The sequence below is a fragment of the Streptomyces sp. NPDC005775 genome (genome assembly GCF_042871565.1).
GTDB lineage: Bacteria > Actinomycetota > Actinomycetes > Streptomycetales > Streptomycetaceae > Streptomyces.
In genome coordinates this window covers 151,108-171,532 of record NZ_JBIAIU010000011.1, presented here as the reverse complement: position 1 = coordinate 171,532, position 20,425 = coordinate 151,108, and the positions used below count along the sequence as shown (strand labels likewise).

At 73.7% G+C, this 20,425-nt stretch carries 18 protein-coding genes and 1 pseudogene; 2 read left to right on the top strand and 17 right to left on the bottom strand.

Features of this window, described 5'->3' with window-relative positions:
• Positions 1 to 44: 44 nt before the first annotated feature.
• The 11 genes and pseudogenes from lgt to hisI form a co-directional block, all read right to left on the bottom strand.
• Complete coding sequence (gene lgt / locus ACFYPA_RS25125; protein WP_359314680.1) at positions 45 to 1,025, bottom strand: prolipoprotein diacylglyceryl transferase; 981 nt, start codon at positions 1,023 to 1,025, stop codon at positions 45 to 47.
• A gap of 110 nt (positions 1,026 to 1,135) precedes the next feature.
• Positions 1,136 to 1,963, bottom strand: coding sequence for a thioredoxin domain-containing protein (locus tag ACFYPA_RS25120; protein ID WP_359314677.1), 828 nt, complete (start codon positions 1,961 to 1,963; stop codon positions 1,136 to 1,138).
• A gap of 76 nt (positions 1,964 to 2,039) precedes the next feature.
• Positions 2,040 to 2,852 (bottom strand): tryptophan synthase subunit alpha, encoded by an 813-nt coding sequence (gene trpA, locus ACFYPA_RS25115; protein WP_359083269.1) that lies wholly within the window; start codon positions 2,850 to 2,852, stop codon positions 2,040 to 2,042.
• Complete coding sequence (trpB, locus tag ACFYPA_RS25110) at positions 2,849 to 4,135, bottom strand: tryptophan synthase subunit beta (RefSeq protein WP_359083446.1); 1,287 nt, start codon at positions 4,133 to 4,135, stop codon at positions 2,849 to 2,851. The genes trpA and trpB overlap by 4 nt, the downstream gene beginning before the upstream one ends.
• Before the next feature lie 145 nt (positions 4,136 to 4,280).
• Complete coding sequence (gene trpM / locus ACFYPA_RS25105) at positions 4,281 to 4,466, bottom strand: tryptophan biosynthesis modulator TrpM (protein WP_359314952.1); 186 nt, start codon at positions 4,464 to 4,466, stop codon at positions 4,281 to 4,283.
• A 374-nt stretch (positions 4,467 to 4,840) separates the two neighbouring features.
• Positions 4,841 to 5,650: an indole-3-glycerol phosphate synthase TrpC gene (gene trpC, locus ACFYPA_RS25100; protein WP_359083267.1), complete on the bottom strand. Its 810-nt coding sequence runs from the start codon at positions 5,648 to 5,650 to the stop codon at positions 4,841 to 4,843.
• A 139-nt stretch (positions 5,651 to 5,789) separates the two neighbouring features.
• Positions 5,790 to 6,314: a DUF2752 domain-containing protein gene (locus ACFYPA_RS25095; RefSeq protein ID WP_389134272.1), complete on the bottom strand. Its 525-nt coding sequence runs from the start codon at positions 6,312 to 6,314 to the stop codon at positions 5,790 to 5,792.
• 80 nt (positions 6,315 to 6,394) lie between these two features.
• A complete protein-coding gene (locus ACFYPA_RS25090; RefSeq protein WP_359083265.1) occupies positions 6,395 to 6,643 on the bottom strand; it encodes an HGxxPAAW family protein in 249 nt (82 codons plus the stop codon).
• Between the two features lie 130 nt (positions 6,644 to 6,773).
• Positions 6,774 to 7,433, bottom strand: a complete 660-nt coding sequence (locus ACFYPA_RS25085; protein ID WP_359083263.1) for a TIGR02234 family membrane protein — start codon at positions 7,431 to 7,433, stop codon at positions 6,774 to 6,776.
• 50 nt (positions 7,434 to 7,483) lie between these two features.
• Positions 7,484 to 8,971 (bottom strand): anthranilate synthase component I, encoded by a 1,488-nt coding sequence (locus ACFYPA_RS25080; protein ID WP_359083262.1) that lies wholly within the window; start codon positions 8,969 to 8,971, stop codon positions 7,484 to 7,486.
• A gap of 183 nt (positions 8,972 to 9,154) precedes the next feature.
• Positions 9,155 to 9,532 (bottom strand): annotated as a pseudogene (hisI, locus tag ACFYPA_RS25075) (phosphoribosyl-AMP cyclohydrolase); the annotation flags it as partial.
• A gap of 84 nt (positions 9,533 to 9,616) precedes the next feature.
• Here hisI and ACFYPA_RS25070 point away from each other — a divergent pair.
• Complete coding sequence (locus tag ACFYPA_RS25070) at positions 9,617 to 10,249, top strand: TIGR03085 family metal-binding protein (RefSeq protein ID WP_359083260.1); 633 nt, start codon at positions 9,617 to 9,619, stop codon at positions 10,247 to 10,249.
• 17 nt (positions 10,250 to 10,266) lie between these two features.
• Here the strand turns inward: ACFYPA_RS25070 and ACFYPA_RS25065 are convergent, their stop codons facing one another.
• The 5 genes from ACFYPA_RS25065 to ACFYPA_RS25045 all read right to left on the bottom strand — a co-directional run bounded on the left by ACFYPA_RS25065 (position 10,267) and on the right by ACFYPA_RS25045 (position 18,476).
• Positions 10,267 to 11,511 (bottom strand): MFS transporter, encoded by a 1,245-nt coding sequence (locus ACFYPA_RS25065; RefSeq protein WP_359350268.1) that lies wholly within the window; start codon positions 11,509 to 11,511, stop codon positions 10,267 to 10,269.
• A 26-nt stretch (positions 11,512 to 11,537) separates the two neighbouring features.
• Positions 11,538 to 12,125 carry a helix-turn-helix domain-containing protein gene (locus ACFYPA_RS25060; protein WP_359083258.1) on the bottom strand — a complete coding sequence of 196 codons (588 nt, stop codon included), beginning with the start codon at positions 12,123 to 12,125 and terminating at the stop codon, positions 11,538 to 11,540.
• 39 nt (positions 12,126 to 12,164) lie between these two features.
• Positions 12,165 to 13,763: a cation acetate symporter gene (locus tag ACFYPA_RS25055; protein WP_359083257.1), complete on the bottom strand. Its 1,599-nt coding sequence runs from the start codon at positions 13,761 to 13,763 to the stop codon at positions 12,165 to 12,167.
• Positions 13,764 to 13,990: 227 nt separating this feature from the next.
• The gene (locus tag ACFYPA_RS25050) at positions 13,991 to 15,361 is read right to left on the bottom strand and encodes a helix-turn-helix domain-containing protein (RefSeq protein WP_359314668.1); all 1,371 of its coding nucleotides are present in this window, start codon (positions 15,359 to 15,361) and stop codon (positions 13,991 to 13,993) included.
• Between the two features lie 256 nt (positions 15,362 to 15,617).
• Entirely contained in the window at positions 15,618 to 18,476 is a 2,859-nt protein-coding gene (locus ACFYPA_RS25045) for a LuxR C-terminal-related transcriptional regulator (RefSeq protein WP_389134398.1), read from the bottom strand.
• Positions 18,477 to 18,656: 180 nt separating this feature from the next.
• On the opposite strand from ACFYPA_RS25045, the gene ACFYPA_RS25040 reads away from it, so the two are divergent.
• Positions 18,657 to 19,433, top strand: a complete 777-nt coding sequence (locus ACFYPA_RS25040) for an alpha/beta fold hydrolase (protein WP_389134266.1) — start codon at positions 18,657 to 18,659, stop codon at positions 19,431 to 19,433.
• Positions 19,434 to 19,509: 76 nt separating this feature from the next.
• Here the strand turns inward: ACFYPA_RS25040 and ACFYPA_RS25035 are convergent, their stop codons facing one another.
• Positions 19,510 to 20,394, bottom strand: a complete 885-nt coding sequence (locus tag ACFYPA_RS25035; RefSeq protein ID WP_359083440.1) for an alpha/beta hydrolase — start codon at positions 20,392 to 20,394, stop codon at positions 19,510 to 19,512.
• Between the last annotated feature and the right edge of the window lie 31 nt (positions 20,395 to 20,425).

The window sequence follows — 20,425 nt, the reverse complement described above, 5'->3', positions numbered from 1 at the left end:
GCCGGATCGTCCGGCGGCCCCTCGTCCTGGTCTGTGCGTGGGCGTCAGCCCTTGGCCGTCTGCGCCTCACCGTTCGACTTCGGCGCGTCCTCGTCCGCGTCGGATTCGGTCCCGGCATCGGTCCCGGCGTCGGCCGGCTTCGCGTCGGCGGACTCCGGGTCGCCGCTCCCGGCCTCGCCGGACTCCCCGTCCTCGGCGCCTGCGGCGTCTACCGCCCCCGGCTCGACGATCTCCTCGCGCCCCGGCCGTACCTTCGCCGAGATCACGATGTACGTCACCGCCAGCACGAACACGATCAGCGCGGTCCACACGTTCAGCCGCAGACCCAGGATGTGGTGGGCCTCGTCGACGCGCATGTACTCGATCCAGGCGCGGCCCGCGCAGTACGAGGCGACGTACAGCGCGAACGCCCGTCCGTGTCCGAGCTTGAAGCGGCGGTCCGCCCAGATCACGAGGAGCGCCACACCGATGCACCACAGCGACTCGTACAGGAAGGTCGGGTGGTAGGTGCCGGCGACCCGGTTGGGGCCCTCGCTGATCTTCAGCGCCCACGGCACGTCGGTCGCCTTGCCGTACAGCTCCTGGTTGAACCAGTTGCCCCAGCGGCCGCAGGCCTGGGCCAGGGCGATGCCCGGTGCGAGCGCGTCGGCCCAGGCGGGCAGCGGGATGCCGCGGCGGCGGCAGCCGATCCAGGCACCGACCGCGCCGAGCGCGATCGCACCCCAGATGCCGAGGCCGCCCTGCCAGATCTTGAAGGCGTCGACCCAGTCCTCACCGTCGCTGAAGTACAGCTGGTAGTCGGTGATGACGTGGTAGAGCCTGCCGCCGACGAGGCCGAAGGGCACGGCCCAGACGGCGATGTCGGCAACGGTGCCGGCTCTGCCGCCTCGGGCGACCCAGCGCTTGTTGCCGAACCAGACGGCGACGAAGACACCGATGATGATGCAGAACGCGTAGCCGCGGAGCGGGATCGGTCCGAGATCGATCACGCCGGTCGACGGGCTGGGGATGTAGGCAAGATTCATGGCATCGTCGACGCTACCCTGCCGGGCGGGACGTACGGCAACCCGCCCGACAACGTCTGGGTAACGAGCCGGTCATCGATTCCCCCGGTTGCCCGCCTCACAGGAGCCTCTCACGAGCCCGAGGGGGCGGTCGTGACGGTGCCCGGCTTCTTGCCCTTGTTGGCCTCGGCGACCCATTTCTTCAGGTTGGCCACGGTGATGGGCTCGTCCCCCTTCTTGGGGAAGATCGACTCGCCGTTGAGCAGCGCCGTGGGCGTGCCCTGGAAGCCGCCGTTCTGGAACGCGGTGTTGGACTTCTGCACCCAGGCGTCGTGCGCGCCGTCGTCCACACAGCCGCGGAAGGTGGGGGTGTCGAGCCCCTCGACCTTCTTGGACAGCTCGATCAGCTTGCCGTTGTCGCCGAAGGCGTCGTCCGCCTCCGAAGGCTGGTTGCTGTACAGGACGTCGTGGTACGCGGGGAACTTGCCGGCGTCCTGGGCGCAGGCCGCCGCGTTGGCCGCCTTGAGCGAGCCGCTGCCGCCCATGTTGCCGTCGATCAGGGTGGCGAAGTGGTAGTCGACCTTGAGCTGCCCGCTCTGCTCCATCTGGTGGATCGTGTCCCGGAAGGCGTTCTCGAACTGGGCGCAGACCGGGCAGCGGAAGTCCTCCCAGATCGTGAGCGTGGACGGGGCATCGTCCGCTCCCACCGGGATGGTGAGGCTGTCCTTGCCGGTGGCCCCGGACGGTGCGACGGCGGGGCCCGACGCCTTGTCCTTGTCGCCCTTGCCGCCGGTGCTCGCCGCGATCACGCCGACGACGGCGGCCAGCCCGAGGACTCCCACCACGGCTGCGGAGACGATCAGCGTGCGGCGGCGGCGCTCACTCGCCCTCGCCTGCTCACGCTGCTGGATCAGCCGGTCTCGCGCGGCCCTTTTTCCCTCTTGGTTCTTCTCGCTCACACCCGCAGCAACGAACCGGGGAGGCACTCGCGTGCCTCCCCGGTCCAAGGTCCACCCATTCGGGTGAGGAAGGGTGTCAGCGCTTTCGAACACCTTCGGCCAGGTCGGCGGCCAGTGAGCGGACGGCCGCGAGGCCTGCCGCCTCGTCCGGCGCGTCGAGCATGCGCTTGACGAAGGCGGAGCCGACGATGACGCCGTCGGCGAAGCCGGCGACCTCGGCCGCCTGGTCGGCGTTGGAGACGCCGAGGCCGACGCAGACCGGGATGCCGGTGGTGGCGCGGGTGCGCCGCACCAGGTCCTGGGCCTGTTCGCCGACCGAGACGCGGGTGCCGGTGACCCCCATCAGCGAGGCCGCGTAGACGAAGCCGGAGCCGGCCGCCGTGATGGTGGCGAGGCGCTCGTCCTTGCTGCTCGGCGCGACGACGAAGACGGTCGCCAGACCGTGCTTGTCGGCGTGCTCGCGCCACAGCGCGGACTCCTGGACCGGCAGGTCGGGCAGGATGCACCCGGCGCCGCCCGCTTCGGCGAGTTCGGCGGTGAAGCGCTCGACGCCGTACCGGTCGATCGGGTTCCAGTACGTCATGACGAGGATCGGGATGCCCGTCGCCTCGTGCGCCTCGCGGACCGTGCGCATCACGTCGGCGATCCGCACACCGCCGCGCAGCGCGATGTCGTCGGCCGTCTGGATGACGGGGCCGTCCAGCACCGGGTCGCTGTGGGGCAGCCCCACCTCGACGACGTCGGCCCCGCCCGCGGCCACGGCCTTGATCGCCTCGATGGCGCCGTCCACGGTCGGGAAGCCGGCGGGCAGGTACGCGATCAGCGCGGCCCGGTCCTCGGCGCGCGCGGCGGCGAGAGTGGTGTTCAGCAGCTCGATGTTGCCGCTCACTTGACGTCTCCCTCGATCTCGGCGCCGTCGCCGCCCGCGTCGGCCTCGACGGACGCGTCGGTGTCGTACAGCCCGAAGTAGCGCGCTGCCGTGTCCATGTCCTTGTCGCCGCGGCCGGACAGGTTGACCAGGATCAGGCCGTCCTTGCCGAGCTCCTTGCCGACCTCCAGGGCGCCGGCCAGCGCGTGCGCGCTCTCGATGGCCGGGATGATGCCCTCGGTGCGGGAGAGCAGGCGCAGCGCCTGCATGGCCGCGTCGTCGGTGATCGCGCGGTACTCGCCCCGGCCGATGTCCTTGAGGTAGGCGTGTTCCGGGCCGATGCCCGGGTAGTCCAGACCGGCCGAGATGGAGTACGGCTCGGTGATCTGGCCCTCGTCGTCCTGGAGGACGTAACTGCGCGAGCCGTGCAGGATGCCGGGCTCGCCCTCGGTCAGGGTCGCCGCGTGCTCGCCCGTCTCCACGCCGTGCCCGGCGGGCTCGCAGCCGATGAGGCGGACTCCGGCGTCCGGGATGAGGGCGTGGAAGAGCCCGATGGCGTTGGAGCCGCCGCCGACGCAGGCGACCGCGGCGTCGGGCAGCCGGCCGGCCCGTTCCAGGATCTGCCGCCTGGCCTCGACGCCGATCACGCGGTGGAAGTCGCGGACCATCGCGGGGAAGGGGTGCGGGCCCGCCACCGTACCGAAGAGGTAGTGGGTGCGGTCCACGTTGGCGACCCAGTCGCGGAACGCCTCGTTGATGGCGTCCTTGAGCGTGCGGGAGCCGGACTTCACGGCGATGACCTCGGCGCCGAGCATCCGCATGCGCGCGACGTTGAGCGCCTGCCGCTCGGTGTCGATCTCGCCCATGTAGATGGTGCATTCGAGGCCGAAGAGCGCGCAGGCGGTCGCGGTGGCGACGCCGTGCTGGCCGGCTCCGGTCTCCGCGATGACGCGGGTCTTGCCCATGCGCCGGGTGAGCAGTGCCTGGCCCAGCACGTTGTTGATCTTGTGCGAGCCGGTGTGGTTCAGGTCCTCGCGCTTGAGGAAGATCCGTGCGCCGCCCGCGTGCTCGGCGAAGCGCCCGACCTCGGTCAGGGCGCTGGGGCGGCCGGTGTAGTTCACCATGAGCTCGTTGAGCTCGGCGGCGAAGGCCGGGTCGGCCTTGGCCTTGTCGTACTCGACGGCGACCTCGTCCACGGCGGCGACGAGCGCCTCCGGGATGAACTTTCCGCCGTACGCACCGAAGTAGCCCTCGGCGCTGGGGATCAGACCCTCCGGGTCCGGAATGAAGAAGTCGGACGACATCTCGACGTGCTCCTCGGCATGGCAGTGGGTGGGTTTCACCGTAGGGCGCCATGAGCGAGCGGAACGCCGCCCTGGCCGTGGAGGGCCGGGCGGTGCGGTCGTGCGGATCCGCCGGATGGGGCGGGGGCTACGGCCGGGGCTCGCTCTACTGCGCGGGCCCCGTGCGCCATCGCATGCCGTTGACCTGGCCGGGCTCGTCGCCGATCACGTACCGCACCCGCCGCCCGTGCACGCGGCGGGCGGGGGCGCGGCAGCCGCGTGGGCGGCAGCCGCGTGCCAGCGGCGCGTGCGGGTCCCGCCCCTGCGGCTGCCGCGCCCCGGCGGGGCGCAGGCCCGGCCGGGGTCGGAGCGTGGAACGGTCGGCGGTCACGGGGTGGGGCCTTTCGCTTGGATCAGGCCGGATCAGGGAGCGGGGTCCGGTGCGTGCGGCTGCAGGGCGGAGGAGGGAGTCACTGCGGAGCAATGACGACTGACGACAACGCCGCAGGTGTGCGGGCCGGACCCCGCAAGCCCGGCATGATCCACACGAAAGGCCCTAGTGCCGCGTCAGCCAAGGTTTGCCCGGTAAGGAGCGGCGTCCGGTGCGTGCTCTCGGCGTGCCGGCCGGAAGTCCTCGTACTGGACGTACTCGGGCTTTCGGCCGGTGCGGCGAGAGTGCGTGCCGGGCGTCGCGACGGGGCGAACCTTGGCTGACGCGGCACTAGGTCAGCTCCGTCCGTGCCGGAGCGCCGGGTGGGCGCCGGCGGCGACCAGGTCGGCGACTGCGGCCCGCGGGTCGCGGCCGGTGACCAGGGATTCGCCGACCAGCACACCGTCCGCGCCGGCGTTGGCGTAGGCGATGAGGTCGTGCGGGCCGCGGACGCCGGACTCGGCGATCTTGACGATGTGGTCGGGGATCTCGGGTGCGACGCGCTCGAAGGTGGAGCGGTCGACCTTGAGGTCCCTCAGGTTGCGGGCGTTGACGCCGATGATCTTCGCACCGGCCTCCACCGCGCGCTCCGCCTCCTCCTCGTCGTGCGCCTCGACCAGCGGCGTCAGGCCGATGGACTCGGCGCGCTCGATCAGGGAGACGAGGGCCTCCTGGTCGAGGGCGGCGACGATCAGCAGGGCGAGGTCGGCGCCGTAGGCCCGTGCCTCCCACAGCTGGTACGAGGTGACGATGAAGTCCTTGCGCAGGATGGGGATGTCGACCTTGGCGCGAACGGCCTCCAGGTCGGCCAGCGATCCGCCGAAGCGGCGCTCCTCGGTGAGGACGGAGATGACGGACGCGCCGCCGGCCTCGTAGTCCGCGGCGAGCGCGGCCGGGTCGGCGATGGCGGCCAGGGCGCCCTTGGAGGGGCTGGAGCGCTTGACCTCGCAGATGACGGTCACGCCCTCGCCGCGCAGGGCGGCGACTCCGTCCTTGGCCTGGGGAGCGCGGGCCGCGCGTTCCTTGAGCTCGTCGAGGCTGACGCGCGCCTGCCGCTCCGCGAGGTCGGCGCGAACGCCGTCGATGATCTCGTCGAGCACACTCACGCGAGAGGCCCCCTTCCGGGACGTTGACAAAGGAACAGGACTGCCCCTGCCGATGGTATCCGCAGGAGGCCGGTGGGCCCGCATCCGGCCGGTGAATGTCCCACTACCTGGGCATCCGCGTCGGCCACCACCTGGGAATTCACGGCGCCAGGGCCGATCCGAACGGCAGGTTCCGGACGACCGTGAAGATCAGCAGGACGGCTCCGATCCCCCACCAGTGGACCGGCCTCGGTTCGATGCGCAGCGGCCTCCCGGTGGCCGCGCGGACCATCCACAGGGCCCACAGCACGACGAAGGCCGCGTAGCCGATGACCGCGAGGGCGTTGGAGCCGAGCGCCGCCACGAGGTCGCCGTGCGCGAAGGCGTGGGCGCTGCGCAGCCCGCCGCAGCCGGGGCAGTAGACGCCGGTGAACCGGAGCAGCGGGCAGACGGGGTAGTGCCCGGGTTCGTTGGGGTCGACGGTGCCGACGAAGGCGAACGCCCCGACGATGCCGGCCAGGACGGCGGCCGGGGTGGCGATCCGCCGGAGCCGCGTGACGGGAGTGCGGACCGGAGCGGGCGGGGGAACCGGCGGGGGCCCCTGGAAGCCGGGCACCGGGGGCGGCCCGGGCACCGGCTGGGGGCCGGTCGTCGGCGGAGCTGCGGGAGAGGGCGATGGGTCCACTCGGTGATTGTCCCCGCTGACGCGGAAAGGCGCAGCCCGGGCCGGGCTGCGCCTTTCGTGCGTGCGTCGCTCGGACGGGTTCAGGAGGTCTGCGCCTGCCCGGCGCGGGACCTGGCCGCCGCCTGCTCCGCCGACTCCTTCGGCATGCCGAGGCCGGCGGCCTTCATCGCGAGGCCCACGATCCCGCCGATGAGGACGACGGCGATCCCGGCCCAGAAGCCGAGCGGGTTGGCCGCCACCATGAAGACGCCCGCGATGCAGAAGCCGACGAAGGCGATGATGACACCGGTCCAGGCGGCCGGGGTGTGTCCGTGGCTGCTGCCCGCCATGAGTTGCTCCTCGTTGGTGTTGCGCTGTTGGTATCGCTCGGGGTCGCCGCGACCGTGCCGCTGTGGGTGCCGCTGTGCCGCGAGCTCAGGCCATTGTCCCGTACGCGCGGGTGCGACGTGAGCTGGGGGGTCATGCCTCGCGCGTCGGGTCCTCGCCGCGGTCCAGGGCCTTCCACAGGTCCTCGGGCCGGTCGGGGTCCGGTGCGGTGCGACGGACCTTGCGGGGGCGCGGGGTGCCGTCGCGCTCGTACCGTCCCGACATCGTGGGCCAGCGGCTGCCGTAGCGCAGGGCGAGGAGCCCGGCGATCAGGATCAGCAGTCCGCCGGCCGCGGTGACGTAGGGCCAGGCGGTGTGGGTCAGGGCCTCGATCGTGGCGGAGGTGTCGCCGGTGGAACGGGCGGCCTTCTCGTCGAGTGCGGCGCTGTCGGTGGCGCCGAGGTAGGCGCTCAGCGCGGCGCCGAGCCCGCTGAGGGCCAGCAGTCCGGCGACGGCGAGCCGGCCGGCGCCGCGGACGGCGAAGACGGCGACGAGGGCGGCCAGGCCGACTATGGCGAGGGCCGCGGGAAGGCCCGTGACGTCCTTTCCCTCGGCATTCAGTGCCAGGGTGCCACCACCGACCACGGCCTTGCCGCCGGCCCAGGTCTGCCCGGAGGCGAGCAGGACGACGGTGGCTCCGGCCGCCCCGAGGAGCAGGCCGGCCGCCAGGCTTCGGCGGCTTCCCGCGCTGTCGGGCGCGACGGCGGCTTCGGCACGGGGCTGGGGTACGGGGACGGCGCTCACGTACTCCACTATCCCTTACGTCCTCCGAGCCGCCGACCGCCCCCCTTGTGGGGCCTGTCTCAGCTGCCGCCGAGCCGGTTGGCGGTGTGAACGGCGCGCAGGACCGCCGCGGCCTTGTTGCGGCACTCGGTGTCCTCGGCGACGGGGTCGGAGTCGGCGACGACGCCCGCGCCGGCCTGGACGTACGCCGTGCCGTCCCGCAGCAGCGCGGTGCGGATCGCGATGGCGGTGTCGGAGTCCCCGGCGAAGTCGAGGTAGCCGACGCAGCCGCCGTACAGTCCGCGGCGGGTGGGTTCGAGCTCCTCGATGATCTGCATGGCGCGCGGTTTCGGGGCGCCGGAGAGGGTGCCGGCCGGGAAGCAGGCGGTGAGGACGTCGAAGGCGGTGCGGCCCTCGGCCACGCGGCCGGTGACGGTGGACACGATGTGCATCACGTGCGAGTAGCGCTCGATCGACATGAAGTCGACGACCTCGACGCTGCCGGGTTCGCAGACCCGTCCCAGGTCGTTGCGGCCGAGGTCGACGAGCATCAGGTGCTCGGCGCGTTCCTTCGGGTCGGCGAGGAGCTCGTCGGCGAGCGCCTGGTCCTCCTGCGGGGTGGCGCCCCGGTGCCGGGTGCCGGCGATCGGGTGGAGCATGGCGCGGCCGTCCTCGACCTTGACGAGGGCCTCGGGACTGGAGCCCGCGACGTCGAAGCCGTCGAAGCGGAAGAGGTACATGTACGGCGAGGGGTTGGTGGCGCGCAGTACCCGGTAGACGTCCAACGCGCTGGCCGTGCACGGGGTTTCGAAGCGCTGGGAGGGGACGACCTGGAAGGCCTCGCCGGCCCGGATGCGCTCCTTCACGTCCTCGACCGCGTCCTGGTACGCCGGGCCGCCCCACAGGGCGGTGTACGGCGGGAGTTCGGAGGGCGGGAGCGCGGCGGGGGCGTTCTCGACGGGGCGGCTCAGGTCCCGCTCCATGGCGTCGAGCCGGGCGACGGCGTCGGCGTACGCCTCGTCGACGCCGGTGGCCAGGTCGTTGTGGTTGATGGCATTGGCGATCAGCAGGACGCTGCCGTCCCAGTGGTCGAGGACGGCGAGGTCGGAGGTGAGCAGCATCGTCAGCTCGGGGAGCTTCAGGTCGTCACCGCCGCTCTCACCGATCTTCTCCAGCCGGCGCACGATGTCGTAGCCGAGGTAGCCGACCATGCCGCCGGTGAAGGGCGGCAGCCCGGATTCCTGGTCGTGCGGGGTGTGCAGGGTCTCGATGGTCGCGCGCAGCGCCTGGAGCGGGTCGCCCTCGACGGGGACGCCGACCGGCGGGGTGCCGAGCCAGTGGGCCCGGCCGTCCTTCGTGGTGAGCGTGGCGGCGCTGCGTACGCCGATGAAGGAGTACCGCGACCAGGTGCGGCCGTTCTCCGCGGATTCGAGGAGGAAGGTGCCGGTGCGCTCCCCCGCGAGCTTGCGGTAGAGACCGACCGGGGTGTCGCCGTCCGCGAGGAGCCGGCGGGTGACGGGGATGACGCGCCGGTCGACGGCCAGCTTGCGGAACGTGTCGAGGTCCATGGCGGCAGACCCTACTGTCCGAGGGGGTGTCTCGCTGACCAGGGTCGGATCGGGCCGCGGCGTCCGGTGCGGTACATCGCAAGGCGCCGGGGCGTCCTCATCGCGGAGCGATCAGGACGTTTCGGCAACGCCGCGAGGTGCCGTGCCAGGCGTCGCGGACCCGTCCCTGGCCGGCGAGACACCTCCTGTGGGGAGGACGTCGGCGTCGAAACAGGTGCGGTCGCCCGTGTGGCAGGCGGCGCCCGTCTGGTCGACCCGGACGAGGACGGTGTCGGCGTCGCAGTCCAGGGCGACGGACTTGACCTGCTGGGTGTGGCCGGAGGTGTCGCCCTTGACCCAGTACTCCTGGCGGCTGCGCGACCAGTAGGTGCAGCGTCCGGTGGTGAGGGTGCGGTGCAGCGCCTCGTCGTCCATCCAGCCGAGCATCAGCACCTCGCCGGTGTCGTACTGCTGGGCGATGGCCGGGACCAGTCCGTCGGCGCCGCGCTTGAGGCGGGCGGCGATGGCGGGGTCGAGGGCGCTGGCGGGCCGGGGGGTGCCGGGCGTGGGCGTGCTGGTCATGTGCCCATTGTGCCGTGGGTACGCGGGGCATTCGGGCGTGCGTCCACTGGGCGGACGGTGGACACCGGTCGTACGCTGGCGGGCATGTCGACCCATGCGAAGCGCGAACGACTTCTGCTTGCCGACCTGTTGGAGGCCGTGGGCCCGGAGGCCCCGACGCTCTGCCACGGCTGGACCGCCCGTGATCTCGCGGCCCATGTGGTGGTGCGGGAGCGCCGGCCGGACGCGGCCGCCGGGCTGGTCATCGGCCCCCTGAAGAACCGGCGCGAGCGGGTCATGGGCGAGTTCACCGAGAAGCCGTACGAGGAACTGATCCAGCTCATCCGTACGGGTCCGCCGCGCATGTCCCCGTTCGGGCTGAAGCAGTTGGACGAGGCGGCCAACACCGTGGAGTTCTACGTGCACACGGAGGACGTCCGCCGGGCGCAGCCGGACTGGTCGGCGCGGGAGCTGGACCCGGTGTTCGCCGATGTCCTGTGGTCGCGTACGGAGAAGGCGGCGCGGGTCCTGGGGCGCAAGGCGCCGGTGGGGCTGGTGCTGCGTCGCCCGGACGGGCAGACGGTGGTCGCGCACCGGGGTGCTCCGGTGGTGACGGTGACCGGCGAACCGGGCGAGCTGCTGCTGTTCGCGTTCGGGCGGCAGGACGCGGCGCGGGTGGAGCTGGAGGGCGAGAAGGAGGCGATCGGCCGGCTGACGACGGCGAAGCTCGGGATGTAGTCCGGCGTCGCGCCCGGTCAGCCGGGGAGCTCCGCGCGGCGCAGCGGCGCGAGGAGCAGGCCCGCCGCCGCCCCCGCCGCACACAGGCAGGCGCTGGCGACGAAGACCGGGCCGGTGCCCAGGAGCGCGACGGCGGCGCCGGTCACGGGGTAGCTGAGCGGCGCCAGGGCGTGGGTGAAGAGCGTCGAGACCGAGGTGACGCGGCCCAGGTAGGCGGGGTCGGCGGCCGTCTGCGTGAGGGCGCCGCACAGGGCGCCGCCGAGGCCGGCGAACAGGCCGATGACGAACGCGACCCCCGCGGCCAGCGGCACGGAGGGGGCGTACGCCAGGGCTCCGATGGCGACCGCGCCGACCAGCACGGTGAGGCACATGACGAGTCCGGCCCGGGGGACGCGTCCGCGGACGGTGAGCAGCAGGGCCGAGGCGCCCGCGCCGATGCCGAAGGCGGCGATGACCCAGCCCATGCCCGAGGCGCCCCAGCCGCGTTCCTCGCTGAGGAGGATCAGGCCGAGGTTGAGCGGGCCGACGAAGCCGAGTTCGCTGACGGCGACGACGAGCATCAGCGGCCCGAGCAGCGGGTGGCGGCGGATGTAGCCCAGTCCATCGGCCAGTTCGCGCCAGGCGGTGCCCGCGGGTTCCGCCGCGGCCGTGTCCCTCAGGGGGCTCACCCGTACGGCCAGGAGCAGCGGCAGCGAGACGGCGAAGAGCACGCCCGCGGCGGCGAAGGCGAGGACCGGGCCGCCGAGGGCGACCGCGACGCCGCCGAGCGGGGCGCCGACGACCGTGGCGGTACGGGTGGCGAGGCCGCGCATGCCCTGCACCCGGGCGAGCTGGGAGGCGGCCGTGATGCGCGGTGGCAGGGCGCCGACGGCGGGCAGGAAGAGTGCGTCGGCCGCGCCGAAGACGAGTGCGACGGCGATCAGCATCCACACCGTGGGCGAGGTGAGGAGCAGGGTGCCGGCCAGGCCCAGGATGACGAGGCAGCGGGCCGTGTCGCTCGCGACGACGACGCGGCGCGGGCCGAACCGGTCGGCGAGCACTCCCCCGCCGAGCAGGAGCACGGCCCGGGGTATGGAGCCCGCGGCGAGCACCAGACCGGTCTGCGAGGCGCTTCCGGTGCGGGCGGCGGCCCAGGCGAGGGCCATGTAGTAGACGCTGTCGCCGATCGTGGACGCCGTGTAGGCGCCGAGCCAGCGCAGGACGTTGCCGTCGCGGTGGGCCGGGCGTCCGGCGTCCTGGCCGACGGGGAGGGTGACGGTCACGGGGTCGCTCCTCTCGGGTCGGCGGATCAGGTCCGGAACGGGAAGCCGTACAGGTGCAGGGCGACGTTCTCGCGGTCCTCCGTGTCGCCGGCCTCGTCGCGGGCGCGGCCCTGCTCCTCGTACCGGCTGATGACCCCGTCCAGCTCGCGTTCGAGCGCGCCGAGCTCCGCGGGGGTCAGCCGGGCCAGGTACTCCGAGGTGAAGGACGCCTTGCGCCACGGGGGCGTCCAGCTGCGGTACGCGTCGAGGAAGCGGCGGTACAGCTCGATGTGCTGGTCGAACGAGAGGCGGCTGACGGCGGTGTGGGTGGCCGCCTTCTCGGGCGCGTCGCTGAAGTCCTCGTCATGGAAGCGCAGCCCCTTCGAGGCGGGCTGCCACCAGCGCTCGCGGCCGTCCTTGCCCTCCCGGTCGGCCTCCTCGATCAGGCCGTGGTCGGCGAGCTTGCGCAGGTGGTAGCTGACGAGCGAGACTTGCTCGTCGATCTGCTCGGCGAGCTGGGACGCGGTGGCCTGCCGGGTGATGTAGAGCGCCCGGTAGAGCTTCATCCGCAGGGGGTGCCCGAACGCCTTGAGCGTGCCGAGGTCGGACACCCGGCGTGATTCGTTGCTTGCCATGCCCTCCACGGTAGATAGGAAAGAAAACTTGCGCAATATCTATTGCGCAATAAACGTTGCACGATGCCTCGGCTCCCCCGCGCCCGGCCGCTTCCCGCGCCCGGCGCGGGAGCCGAGGTACCCCAGCAGGAATCCGGCCGGGATCGTGACCAGCCCCGGCGTCTGGAGCGGGAACCAGTGGAAGTCGCGGGAGGGGAAGAGCGCGATGTGGGTGCCGGAGAACGCGGGCGAGAACACCATCAGGACCGCGATGAGCGGCAGCGTGCCGTAGACCGTCCAGCGCACCCCTCGCGCGTCGAAGCCCGGCCGGAACAGCGCGTACAGCAGAACCGGCGGCAGCACGGAGGCAGCTGCGGCGAACGAGAGCGAGAGCAGCACCTGAGGGTTGCGGTCATGGGTGTACGTCGACACGTAGACGGACAGCGCGCCGGTCAGGACGACGGCCAGGCGGGCGCGGAGGATCTCCCGCCGGGCGGACCGGTCGGACCGGGTGGCCGTACGCGACCGGGCCTTCGCCGCGAAGTCGCGGGCGACGGACGAGGCGGCCGCCAGGGTGATGCCGGCCACCGCGGCCAGTGTGGTGGCGAACACCGCGCAGGCCACGAAGGCGAACAGCAGGGACTCGCGCGGCCCGTCGGCGCCCGGGTCGAGCGCGCCGGTCACCAGCAGCAGCGCGGTGCCGCCCGCGGGGTCGGCGGCCTGAATGATCTTGTGGCCGAGCAGGGCGGACGCGCCGAGACCGACCACGACGACACCGGCGCACAGGAAGGCGACCGGCGCCGCCGCCCAGACAGTGGCGCGGCGCACCGTCCAGCTGTCGCGCATGGGGTGCAGCCGCATCATGATGTGCGGCATGCAGGCGGCCCCGAGGACCAGGGTGAGCTGGAAGCCCAGGAGGTCCAGGGTTCCGGCGAGGGTGTGGCCGAACTGGAGTCCGGGGCGCGCGTAGGACCCGCCGGCGCCGCTGCCCTTCTGTGCGGCGTCGAAGAGCGCGAAGGGGTTCCAGCCGTAGCGGGCGAGCACCAGCCCGGCGAGGAGGGTCACCGCGGCCAGCACCACCGCGACCTTGACGATCTGGATGTAGCCGGTGCCGCGCATGCCGCCGACGGCGGAGTAGCAGATCATCAGGGCGCCGCTGGCGACGGTGCAGCTGGTGAGCGCGCCGTCGGGCAGGCCGAACACGGAGGCCATGACCCGGCCCGCCGTGGCGAGTTGCACCAGCAGCAGCGGGGCCAGGACGACCAGGGTCGTGATCCCGAGGGCCCGGCGTACGGTCGGGTCGCCGAGCCGGTCCGCAAGGAAGTCGCCAAGGGTGAACACGCCCTTGCGGCGCATCGGTTCGGCGAGGATCCGCATGACGAGGACCAGGGAGGCGACCGTGGCGACGGCGAAGAGGATGCCGTCGAAACCGGCGAGGGCGACGGAGCCGGTGGTGGAGAGCAGTGTGGCGGCCGAGATGTAGTCACCGGCGATGGCCAGCCCGCTCCCGGCCGGGCCGAGGGCGGAGCCGCCACCGGCGTAGAAGTGTTCCGGATCGTCCTGGTCCGCCGCGGCCAGCCCGCACAGCAGCAGCGAGACGGCGACGAATCCGAGGAAGACGACCACGGCCAGCGACCGGGCGTCGAAGCCGCCGCTCACCGGCGCGGTCCCGGGGCCGGGGCAGAGGTGACGGCGGCAGGGCGGGCGCTCACGGGGAGGCGACGCGTGCGGGGTGTCGGGGGCGCGGAAGACATGCCGGTCACGGCATCAGCTGCCACGGCCCGCGTACAGCGGCCGGGGCGGGGTCGCTGCGCGGGTACAGCCGGTACGCGCGAGGACTGTGCGTGAGCACAGCCTCCGCCGTCCGGCGGAGGCCGCGCTCCCCGTCAGCCCGCGAGCAGGCGCCGTGCCGTCAGGGCGAGGGAGACCTCGACCGCGTCGGACGGGCGGGTCAGACAGCGGCCCGTCAGCTGCTCGAAGCGGCGCAGCCGGTTCAGGACCGTGTTGCGGTGGCAGTACAGCCGGGCCCCCGCCCGTTGCGCGGAACCGTCCGAGTCGAGCCACGCCGTGAGCGTCTCGATGATCACGTCGCGGTCGGCCGCGTCCAGCCGGTCCAGCGGCCCCAGGACCCGCGCGGCCAGCGCCGAGCCGAGTCCCGGGGACGAGACGACCAGGGCGGCCGGCAGCTGCTCGTCGAGCAGGACGACCCCGCCTCCGGCCGGACAGGCCCGCAGGGCGGTCTCGGCGAGCCGGCGGGCGTCCCCGACGGCCGCCAGCCCGTCGACGACGGAGCTGATGCCGACCCGGGCACCCGGCGGTGCGGCCAGCCCGGCGGCCAGTGCGGCGAGTTCCGCGTCCCCGTCGACCGTGCCGGCAGGCGCGTCGTCCCCTCCCCCGGCGTGGGCTCCGGCCGGCGGCTCGGCGGGCAGCGCGGCGGGGTCCGCCGCCCCTTCGCTCCGGGCCAGCGGCAGGATCGCGAACTCCGCGTCCGGGCCCGGGTGCCAGAGCGCGTCCGTACCGGCGGGCAGCGTCATCGGCGCCTGTGCGGTGCCGTGCGGGGCGCGGCGGGCGGTGGAGACCGCGAGCACCGCGTACCTGCCGTGCTCGGGCAGCCCCAGCATCGCGGCGGCGTCGGGCAGTTCGGCGATCTGGGCGGTGCCGTCCAGCAACGCGGCCGTCATCAGGCGCTGGCGGTTCTCCCGCCGCCAGGCCAGCTTGCGCTCGGTCCGGCGGTAGGCGTCCGCGACGACACCGCAGTGCTCGTCCACGAAGTTCCAGACGTCCGCCGCGACATGCACCAGCAGCCGGATGTCCTCGGGGTGGCGGCGCGCGGTGTCGTCCACCAGATCCTGCCAGACCATCGCACCGCCCATCCGGAAGGCGTGCAGGACCGCGTCGAGCGGCAGGCCCTGCTCGGCCCGGGCCTCGCCGATGCGCATGGAGGTGCGGTGGGCGGCCTCCCGGAACTCCCGGGGCTGGATCAGTGATCCGACGTTGTGCCGCAGCGAGTGGTGCACCTCCTGCCAGATCTCGGCCGCGTCGGCCTCGATGGCCGAGCGGTATGCGGGCTCCTGCTCGCGCAGCGCCTCGACAAGCCGGTCCGTCAGCTCCGGCAGCCCTTCGATCAGCACCCGGGCGGCCCGGTGCAGTACGGCGACGGCCTCGCGATCGGCCAGCGAACGGAAGCGGCGCGGCATCGGCGCGACGGGGGGCGGCCCGTGCAACGCCCTGACCCGTGAACGTACGACCTGCGGCATGGCGGCCTCCACCGGGATTCGGCCGGCTCCGGAAAACGGCCGGCTCCGGTTCACCCAGCCCGGCGTTGGGCATGAGCACACCGAATCATCCTGACGCCCGCAGAATGGCATACCGCCCAGTCGGTACCTAGAGGTTTGCGGCGTACTTCTCATCACGGTCCTGCAACCTCCCGGCCTCGGAGCCGAAACCGGGGCGTCGCACCGGCCGAGGATTCCGCCCGTGTCCGCCCGGTTTCGCCCCTCCGCCGGCCGCGTGTCAGCGGTCCAGCAGCCTGGCCAGCTCGGTCCTGGACCGTACGCCGAGCGCGGCGAACACGTTGCGCAGATGGTGGTCGACGGTGCGGGTGCTCACCGAGAGCCGCAGGGCGACCTCACGATTGGTGGCCCCCTCGGCGACGCACCGGGCGATGCGCTGCTGCTGCGGCGTCAGCACGGTCAGCGGGCCCGTGCCCCCGATCGCGGCCGGGGCCTCCACGGCCTCGCCCGCTGCCCGCAGTTCACCGCTCGCCCTGTCGGTCCAGGCCCGCGCACCGCACCGCTCGAAGGCGACCAGCGCGTCCCGCAGCGGGCCCCTGGCCTCCCGGGTACGGCGGCGGCGGCGCAGCCACGCCCCGTACAGCAACTGGGTGCGGGCGCGTTCGAAGTCGCCGCCCGCGCGGTCGTGGTGGGTGAGCGCCTCCTCGTAGCGTCCGGCCACATCGGCCGGTGCCGCCAGCAGGGCGCGGCAGCGGGCCAGTTGGGCGGGGGCCTGGGGATCGGTGGTGCGCGTGACCCAGACGGCGAACTCGGCCACGGCGTCGGCGACCGGGTCCGCCCCCCTGCCCCGGTCCGCCCGCCCGGCCAGGACGGACGCCTCGACGTAACACGGCACGGCGAGCATCCGGGTGGCGAAGTGCCCGCGCCGGGGGCCCGGCCGGACGAGCGGGTCGAGCCGGGCCGCGGCCGCGCCGGAGCGCCCCGCCGCCAGGTCCGCACGGGCGAGCGCCCAGGTGGCGAGGGTCGCGGCCTGGGCGAGCCCGTGAGGTCCGGCCCCCGCGAGGGCCGCGTCGGCATGGGTGGCGCAGGCCTCGGTACCGGCCTCCACGGAGGCGGCGAGAGCCAGTACGGCATGCAGGTGGGAGGCGGTGTTGGGCTGTCCGGTGCGCCGGGCGGCGTGCAGGCCCTCCCGCGCGTGGGCGCGGGCGCGAGCATGACGGCCGGCCCGGAGCTCGGCGTACGCCAGCTGCTCCAGGGCTTGCGGCAGCAGGGCCTCCGGACCGGCCGACCGCACGGCGGCCAGCGCCCGGGTGCCGAGCCTGCAGGCGGCGTCGACGTCGCCCAGCACCAGGGCCGAGGCCCCGCCCCGCAGCAGCGGGGCCGGGTCGTGCGCCCGGCCGGCCGAGTCGAGGCAGCGCCGCAGCAGGGCCTGCCCTTCGGCGATCCGTCCGCACAGCACCGCGCTCAGGCCGTCGCAGTACTGGGCGAGGGCCGGATCGGACACGGCGACCGGGATACGGGTCATGGCGTCGAGGTACGCGAGCGCGTCCCCCATCGCCCAGGCGGCCTCGGCGGCACCGAGATGGGCGTCCAGTGCGCGGCGCGGGTCGTGCGGGGCGAGCAGCGCCGCGGCGGTGAGGAGGGCCTCGTGGGCGTCGGCGGCCGGTCCGTCGCGCAGGGCGAGCAGGCCGCGCACCAGATGCGCGCCGTCGTGCGCGGGGTGGGCGCCGGCCCGGGCCAGCAGCGCACGGGCCCGGCCGGGGTCGCCCGCGAGCCGGGTGTGCTCGGCGGCGGCGGCGAACCGGGCGGCCCGCGAGGCGCCGTCGGTGGAGAGCACCGCGGCACGGGTGAGCGCGGCCGCCCGCTCCGCATGCGGCCGCGGCGCCACGGCCGCCGCCTCCAGCGCGTCGGCCAGTGTCTCGTCGGGGCCCCCGGCGGCGCAGGCGCGCTGGACGAGCGCGGGCAGCAGGGACGGCCCGGCTGCCGGGTGCTCCGGCAGGGACCGGAACGGGGCAGCGGAGAGCGGCGACGCCGCCCCTGCCGCCGGCAGGGACCGGAACGGGCGCTGCGGAGGGGAAGGGGTCGGCGTCGTCGCCAGAAGCGTGGCGAGCAGTCCGTGCACCGCTCGGCGGTGCTGCGGAAAGGCACGGTGCAGGACTGCCCGGCGCAGCAACGGGTGGCTGAAGTGGAGCCGGTCACCCGCTCGTTGAAGTGCTCCGGCGGTCCCGGCCGGCGTGAGCAGGGCCTGGTCGAGCGCTGCGGGGCCGAGGCCGGCCGGGGCGGCCGCGCGGAGCAGGAGGGCCATGTCCGCGCCGGCGCCCTCCGGTTCGTGTTCCTGCGCGGCGGCGGCGAGCAGAAGCAGCGTGCGGGTGTCCTGGGGCAGCCCGTCGAGTCGGGCGGCGTGCGCCTCCAGGACCTCCTCGGCGCCGGGCAGCGGATAGGGGGGCGGGGTGCGGCCGGCCAGCTGGTCGGGGGTGAGGCGGGCGGCCAGACCGGCGAGCAGCCGGGGGTTTCCGGCCGCCTCCCGGAGGAGTTCGCCGCGGACCACCGGGTCGACCTGGTCAGCGGCGCCTGCCGCGTCGGTGATCCGGTCCAGGAGGGCCGCCGCCGCGTCGTCGTCGAGGGGGCCGAGCCTGAGCGCGGGCAGCCCCGCGAAGCTGGTCTCGTCACCGGCGCCGATCACCACCGCGACCCGGCTGCCCGCACCGAGCCGGCGGGCAGCGAAGACGAGGGCGGCGCGCGAATCGGGGTCCCAGGCGTGCGCGTCGTCCACACACACCAACAGCGGCCGTTCGGAGCCGAGATGCCGCAGCAGGGCGAGCAGCGCCGTGGGGGTGATGCCGTCGCGCAGCACCCGGTCCGGGGGCAGCGGAAGCGGGCCCGGCGCGGAACAGAGCAGGGCGTGCAGCCCGCTGTACGGCAGTCGCTGCTCGGCGGGGGTCGCGGTGGCGGTCAGGACGGGGCCGGTGCGCCGTTCGTGGTGCGCGGCGGCGGCCTTGTCCAGGAGTGCGGTGCGGCCGATGCCGGGCAGCGCGGTCAGCACCAGCGCGCTGCCGTCGCCGTTGCCCAGTCGCACCAACAGGGTGTCGAGGATGGCGAGTTCCCCGCTGCGGCCGTACAGCCGGAGCGGACTGTGCACGGTCGTCGATGGGGTCACAACCGGCACGTTACTTCCGCGTAAACAGTGTCGGAAGATGTGCGTCCGGCCCCGGCCCCCGCCCGGCTGGTTGCGGGGCACCCTCCCAAGGCGCGCGGGAGTTGGCTGTGCACCCGCACAGCGCACACCCGGTCCGGCACGCGCCGCCCGTAATGTCGGGCCATGACTGATGAATTCCGTACGGCCGACGGTCTGACGCTGCGCTGCTGGTCCTGGTCCCGCGGTTCGCGGGTCGGGCTGCCGCCGGTGCTCCTGCTGCACGGTTTCGCCGCCGACGCCCGGCTGAACTGGGAGGGCCCCGGCGTGGTCGAGGCCCTGGTGGCGCGGGGCCGTCACGTGCTCGCGCTCGACGCGCGGGGGCACGGCGCGTCGGACAAGCCGCACGACGAGGCCCTGTACGGCGAGTCGGTGATGGCCCGGGACGTGCGGCAGCTGATCGACCGCACCGGTGCCGGGGAAGTGCATGTGGCGGGCTACTCGATGGGCGCGGTGGTGGCGCTGCTCGCGGCCGCGGACGACGAGCGGATCACCCGGCTGGTGGTCGGCGGGATCGGCGCGGGAGCGGTGGAGGTCGGCGGGCTGGACACCCGGGCCATGCCGCCGGAGCTGGTGGCGGCCGCGTTGATGGCCGAGGACGCGGCCGACGCCCCCGAACGGACCCGGGGCTTCCGGATCCTGGCCGACACCACGGGGTCCGACCGGTCGGCCCTGGCCGCGCAACTCCGCTCGGTGCACCGGGGCGCGCTGCCGCTGGACCGGATCCGGATACCCACGCTGGTGCTCGCCGGGGCGGACGATCCCCTGGCCGTGCGGCCCGAGGTGCTGGCCGAGGCCCTCGCGGGGTCACGGCTGGAGGTGCTGCCCGGGGACCACCTCACCGTCGTCCGCGATCCGGGATTCGCCGCCTCCGTCGCCGGATTCCTCACGGAGGACGACTGACCGGCCCGATGGCGGGGCGTCGACGGCGAAGGGCCGGACCGCTGTCCGCGGTCCGGCCCTCACCGGGCGTCAGGAACTACGAGGAGTGGGGGCAGTTGCCCCGCGACTCGGCGATCGTGAGGCTCACCTGCGGGATCGGGCACAGGAACTGCTCGTAGCGGGAGTCATTGTCGATGAAGCGCTTCAGCCACGAGATGCTGTACTTCGCGATCGTGGTGTTGGAGGAGTTCGGGGTGAAGTGCGTGGCCCCGCGCAGCTCCACGTACGCCTTGTCCAGCGTGCTCGGCAGCGACTGGTAGAACGGCTCGGAGTGGGTGGCGACGGGGGCGATCGTGTCGCCGTCCGCACCGAAGATCAGGGTGGGCGTGCGGACTTCGGGCCAGGTGGTGTCGAGGTTCCAGCCGGTCAGCGGGATCGCCGCCTTCAGCGAGGTACGGCTCTTCGCGGCCTCCAGGGTGCCGCCGCCCCCCATGGAGTGGCCCATCACGCCGAGCCGGGAGGTGTCGATCCGGCTGCGCACCGAACTCGACTGCGTCAGGTAGTCCAGCGCTGCCAGGAGCTGACGGCCGCGGCTGTCCGGCTGGTCCACGGTGGTGTTGGTGTCGATGGTGAAGACGACGAAGCCCTGCGAGGCGAGCCGCGGTCCGAGCCAGGCGATGCTGGACTGGTAGGCGGTGAAGCCGGGCGAGATGGCGACCGCGCCGAAGGTGCCGTCCGCCGTGGACGTCGGGTAGTAGATCGTGCCGCCGCCGAAGCCGCTGACGCGCAGCGAGGAGACGCTGGTCTGCGAGACCGCGTACGAACCGCGGCTCGCCTCGATGCTCGAATTGCTGGGCGCCGGGCCGCGCTCGTAGGGGTTGTCGGCGGCCTGGGCGCCCGGCATCAGCGCGGTGCACAGACCCGCGGTGGCGACGGTGGCGGCCATCAGGCCCTTGACGAGGCGGGAACGGCTCTTGGACATCCGGTGGCGCGGGGAGATGTCGCCGGAGGGG

What these genes read in the sequence shown, in the direction of transcription:
- lgt (WP_359314680.1), bottom strand. Translation starts at nt 1,025, where the DNA reads ATGAATCTTGCCTACATCCCCAGCCCGTCGACCGGCGTGATCGATCTC.
- trpB (WP_359083446.1), bottom strand. Translation starts at nt 4,135, where the DNA reads ATGTCGTCCGACTTCTTCATTCCGGACCCGGAGGGTCTGATCCCCAGC.
- ACFYPA_RS25090 (WP_359083265.1), bottom strand. Translation starts at nt 6,643, where the DNA reads ATGGCGGGCAGCAGCCACGGACACACCCCGGCCGCCTGGACCGGTGTC.
- ACFYPA_RS25080 (WP_359083262.1), bottom strand. Translation starts at nt 8,971, where the DNA reads ATGGACCTCGACACGTTCCGCAAGCTGGCCGTCGACCGGCGCGTCATC.
- ACFYPA_RS25070 (WP_359083260.1), top strand. Translation starts at nt 9,617, where the DNA reads ATGTCGACCCATGCGAAGCGCGAACGACTTCTGCTTGCCGACCTGTTG.
- ACFYPA_RS25060 (WP_359083258.1), bottom strand. Translation starts at nt 12,125, where the DNA reads ATGGCAAGCAACGAATCACGCCGGGTGTCCGACCTCGGCACGCTCAAG.
- ACFYPA_RS25050 (WP_359314668.1), bottom strand. Translation starts at nt 15,361, where the DNA reads ATGCCGCAGGTCGTACGTTCACGGGTCAGGGCGTTGCACGGGCCGCCC.
- ACFYPA_RS25040 (WP_389134266.1), top strand. Translation starts at nt 18,657, where the DNA reads ATGACTGATGAATTCCGTACGGCCGACGGTCTGACGCTGCGCTGCTGG.
- ACFYPA_RS25035 (WP_359083440.1), bottom strand. Translation starts at nt 20,394, where the DNA reads ATGTCCAAGAGCCGTTCCCGCCTCGTCAAGGGCCTGATGGCCGCCACC.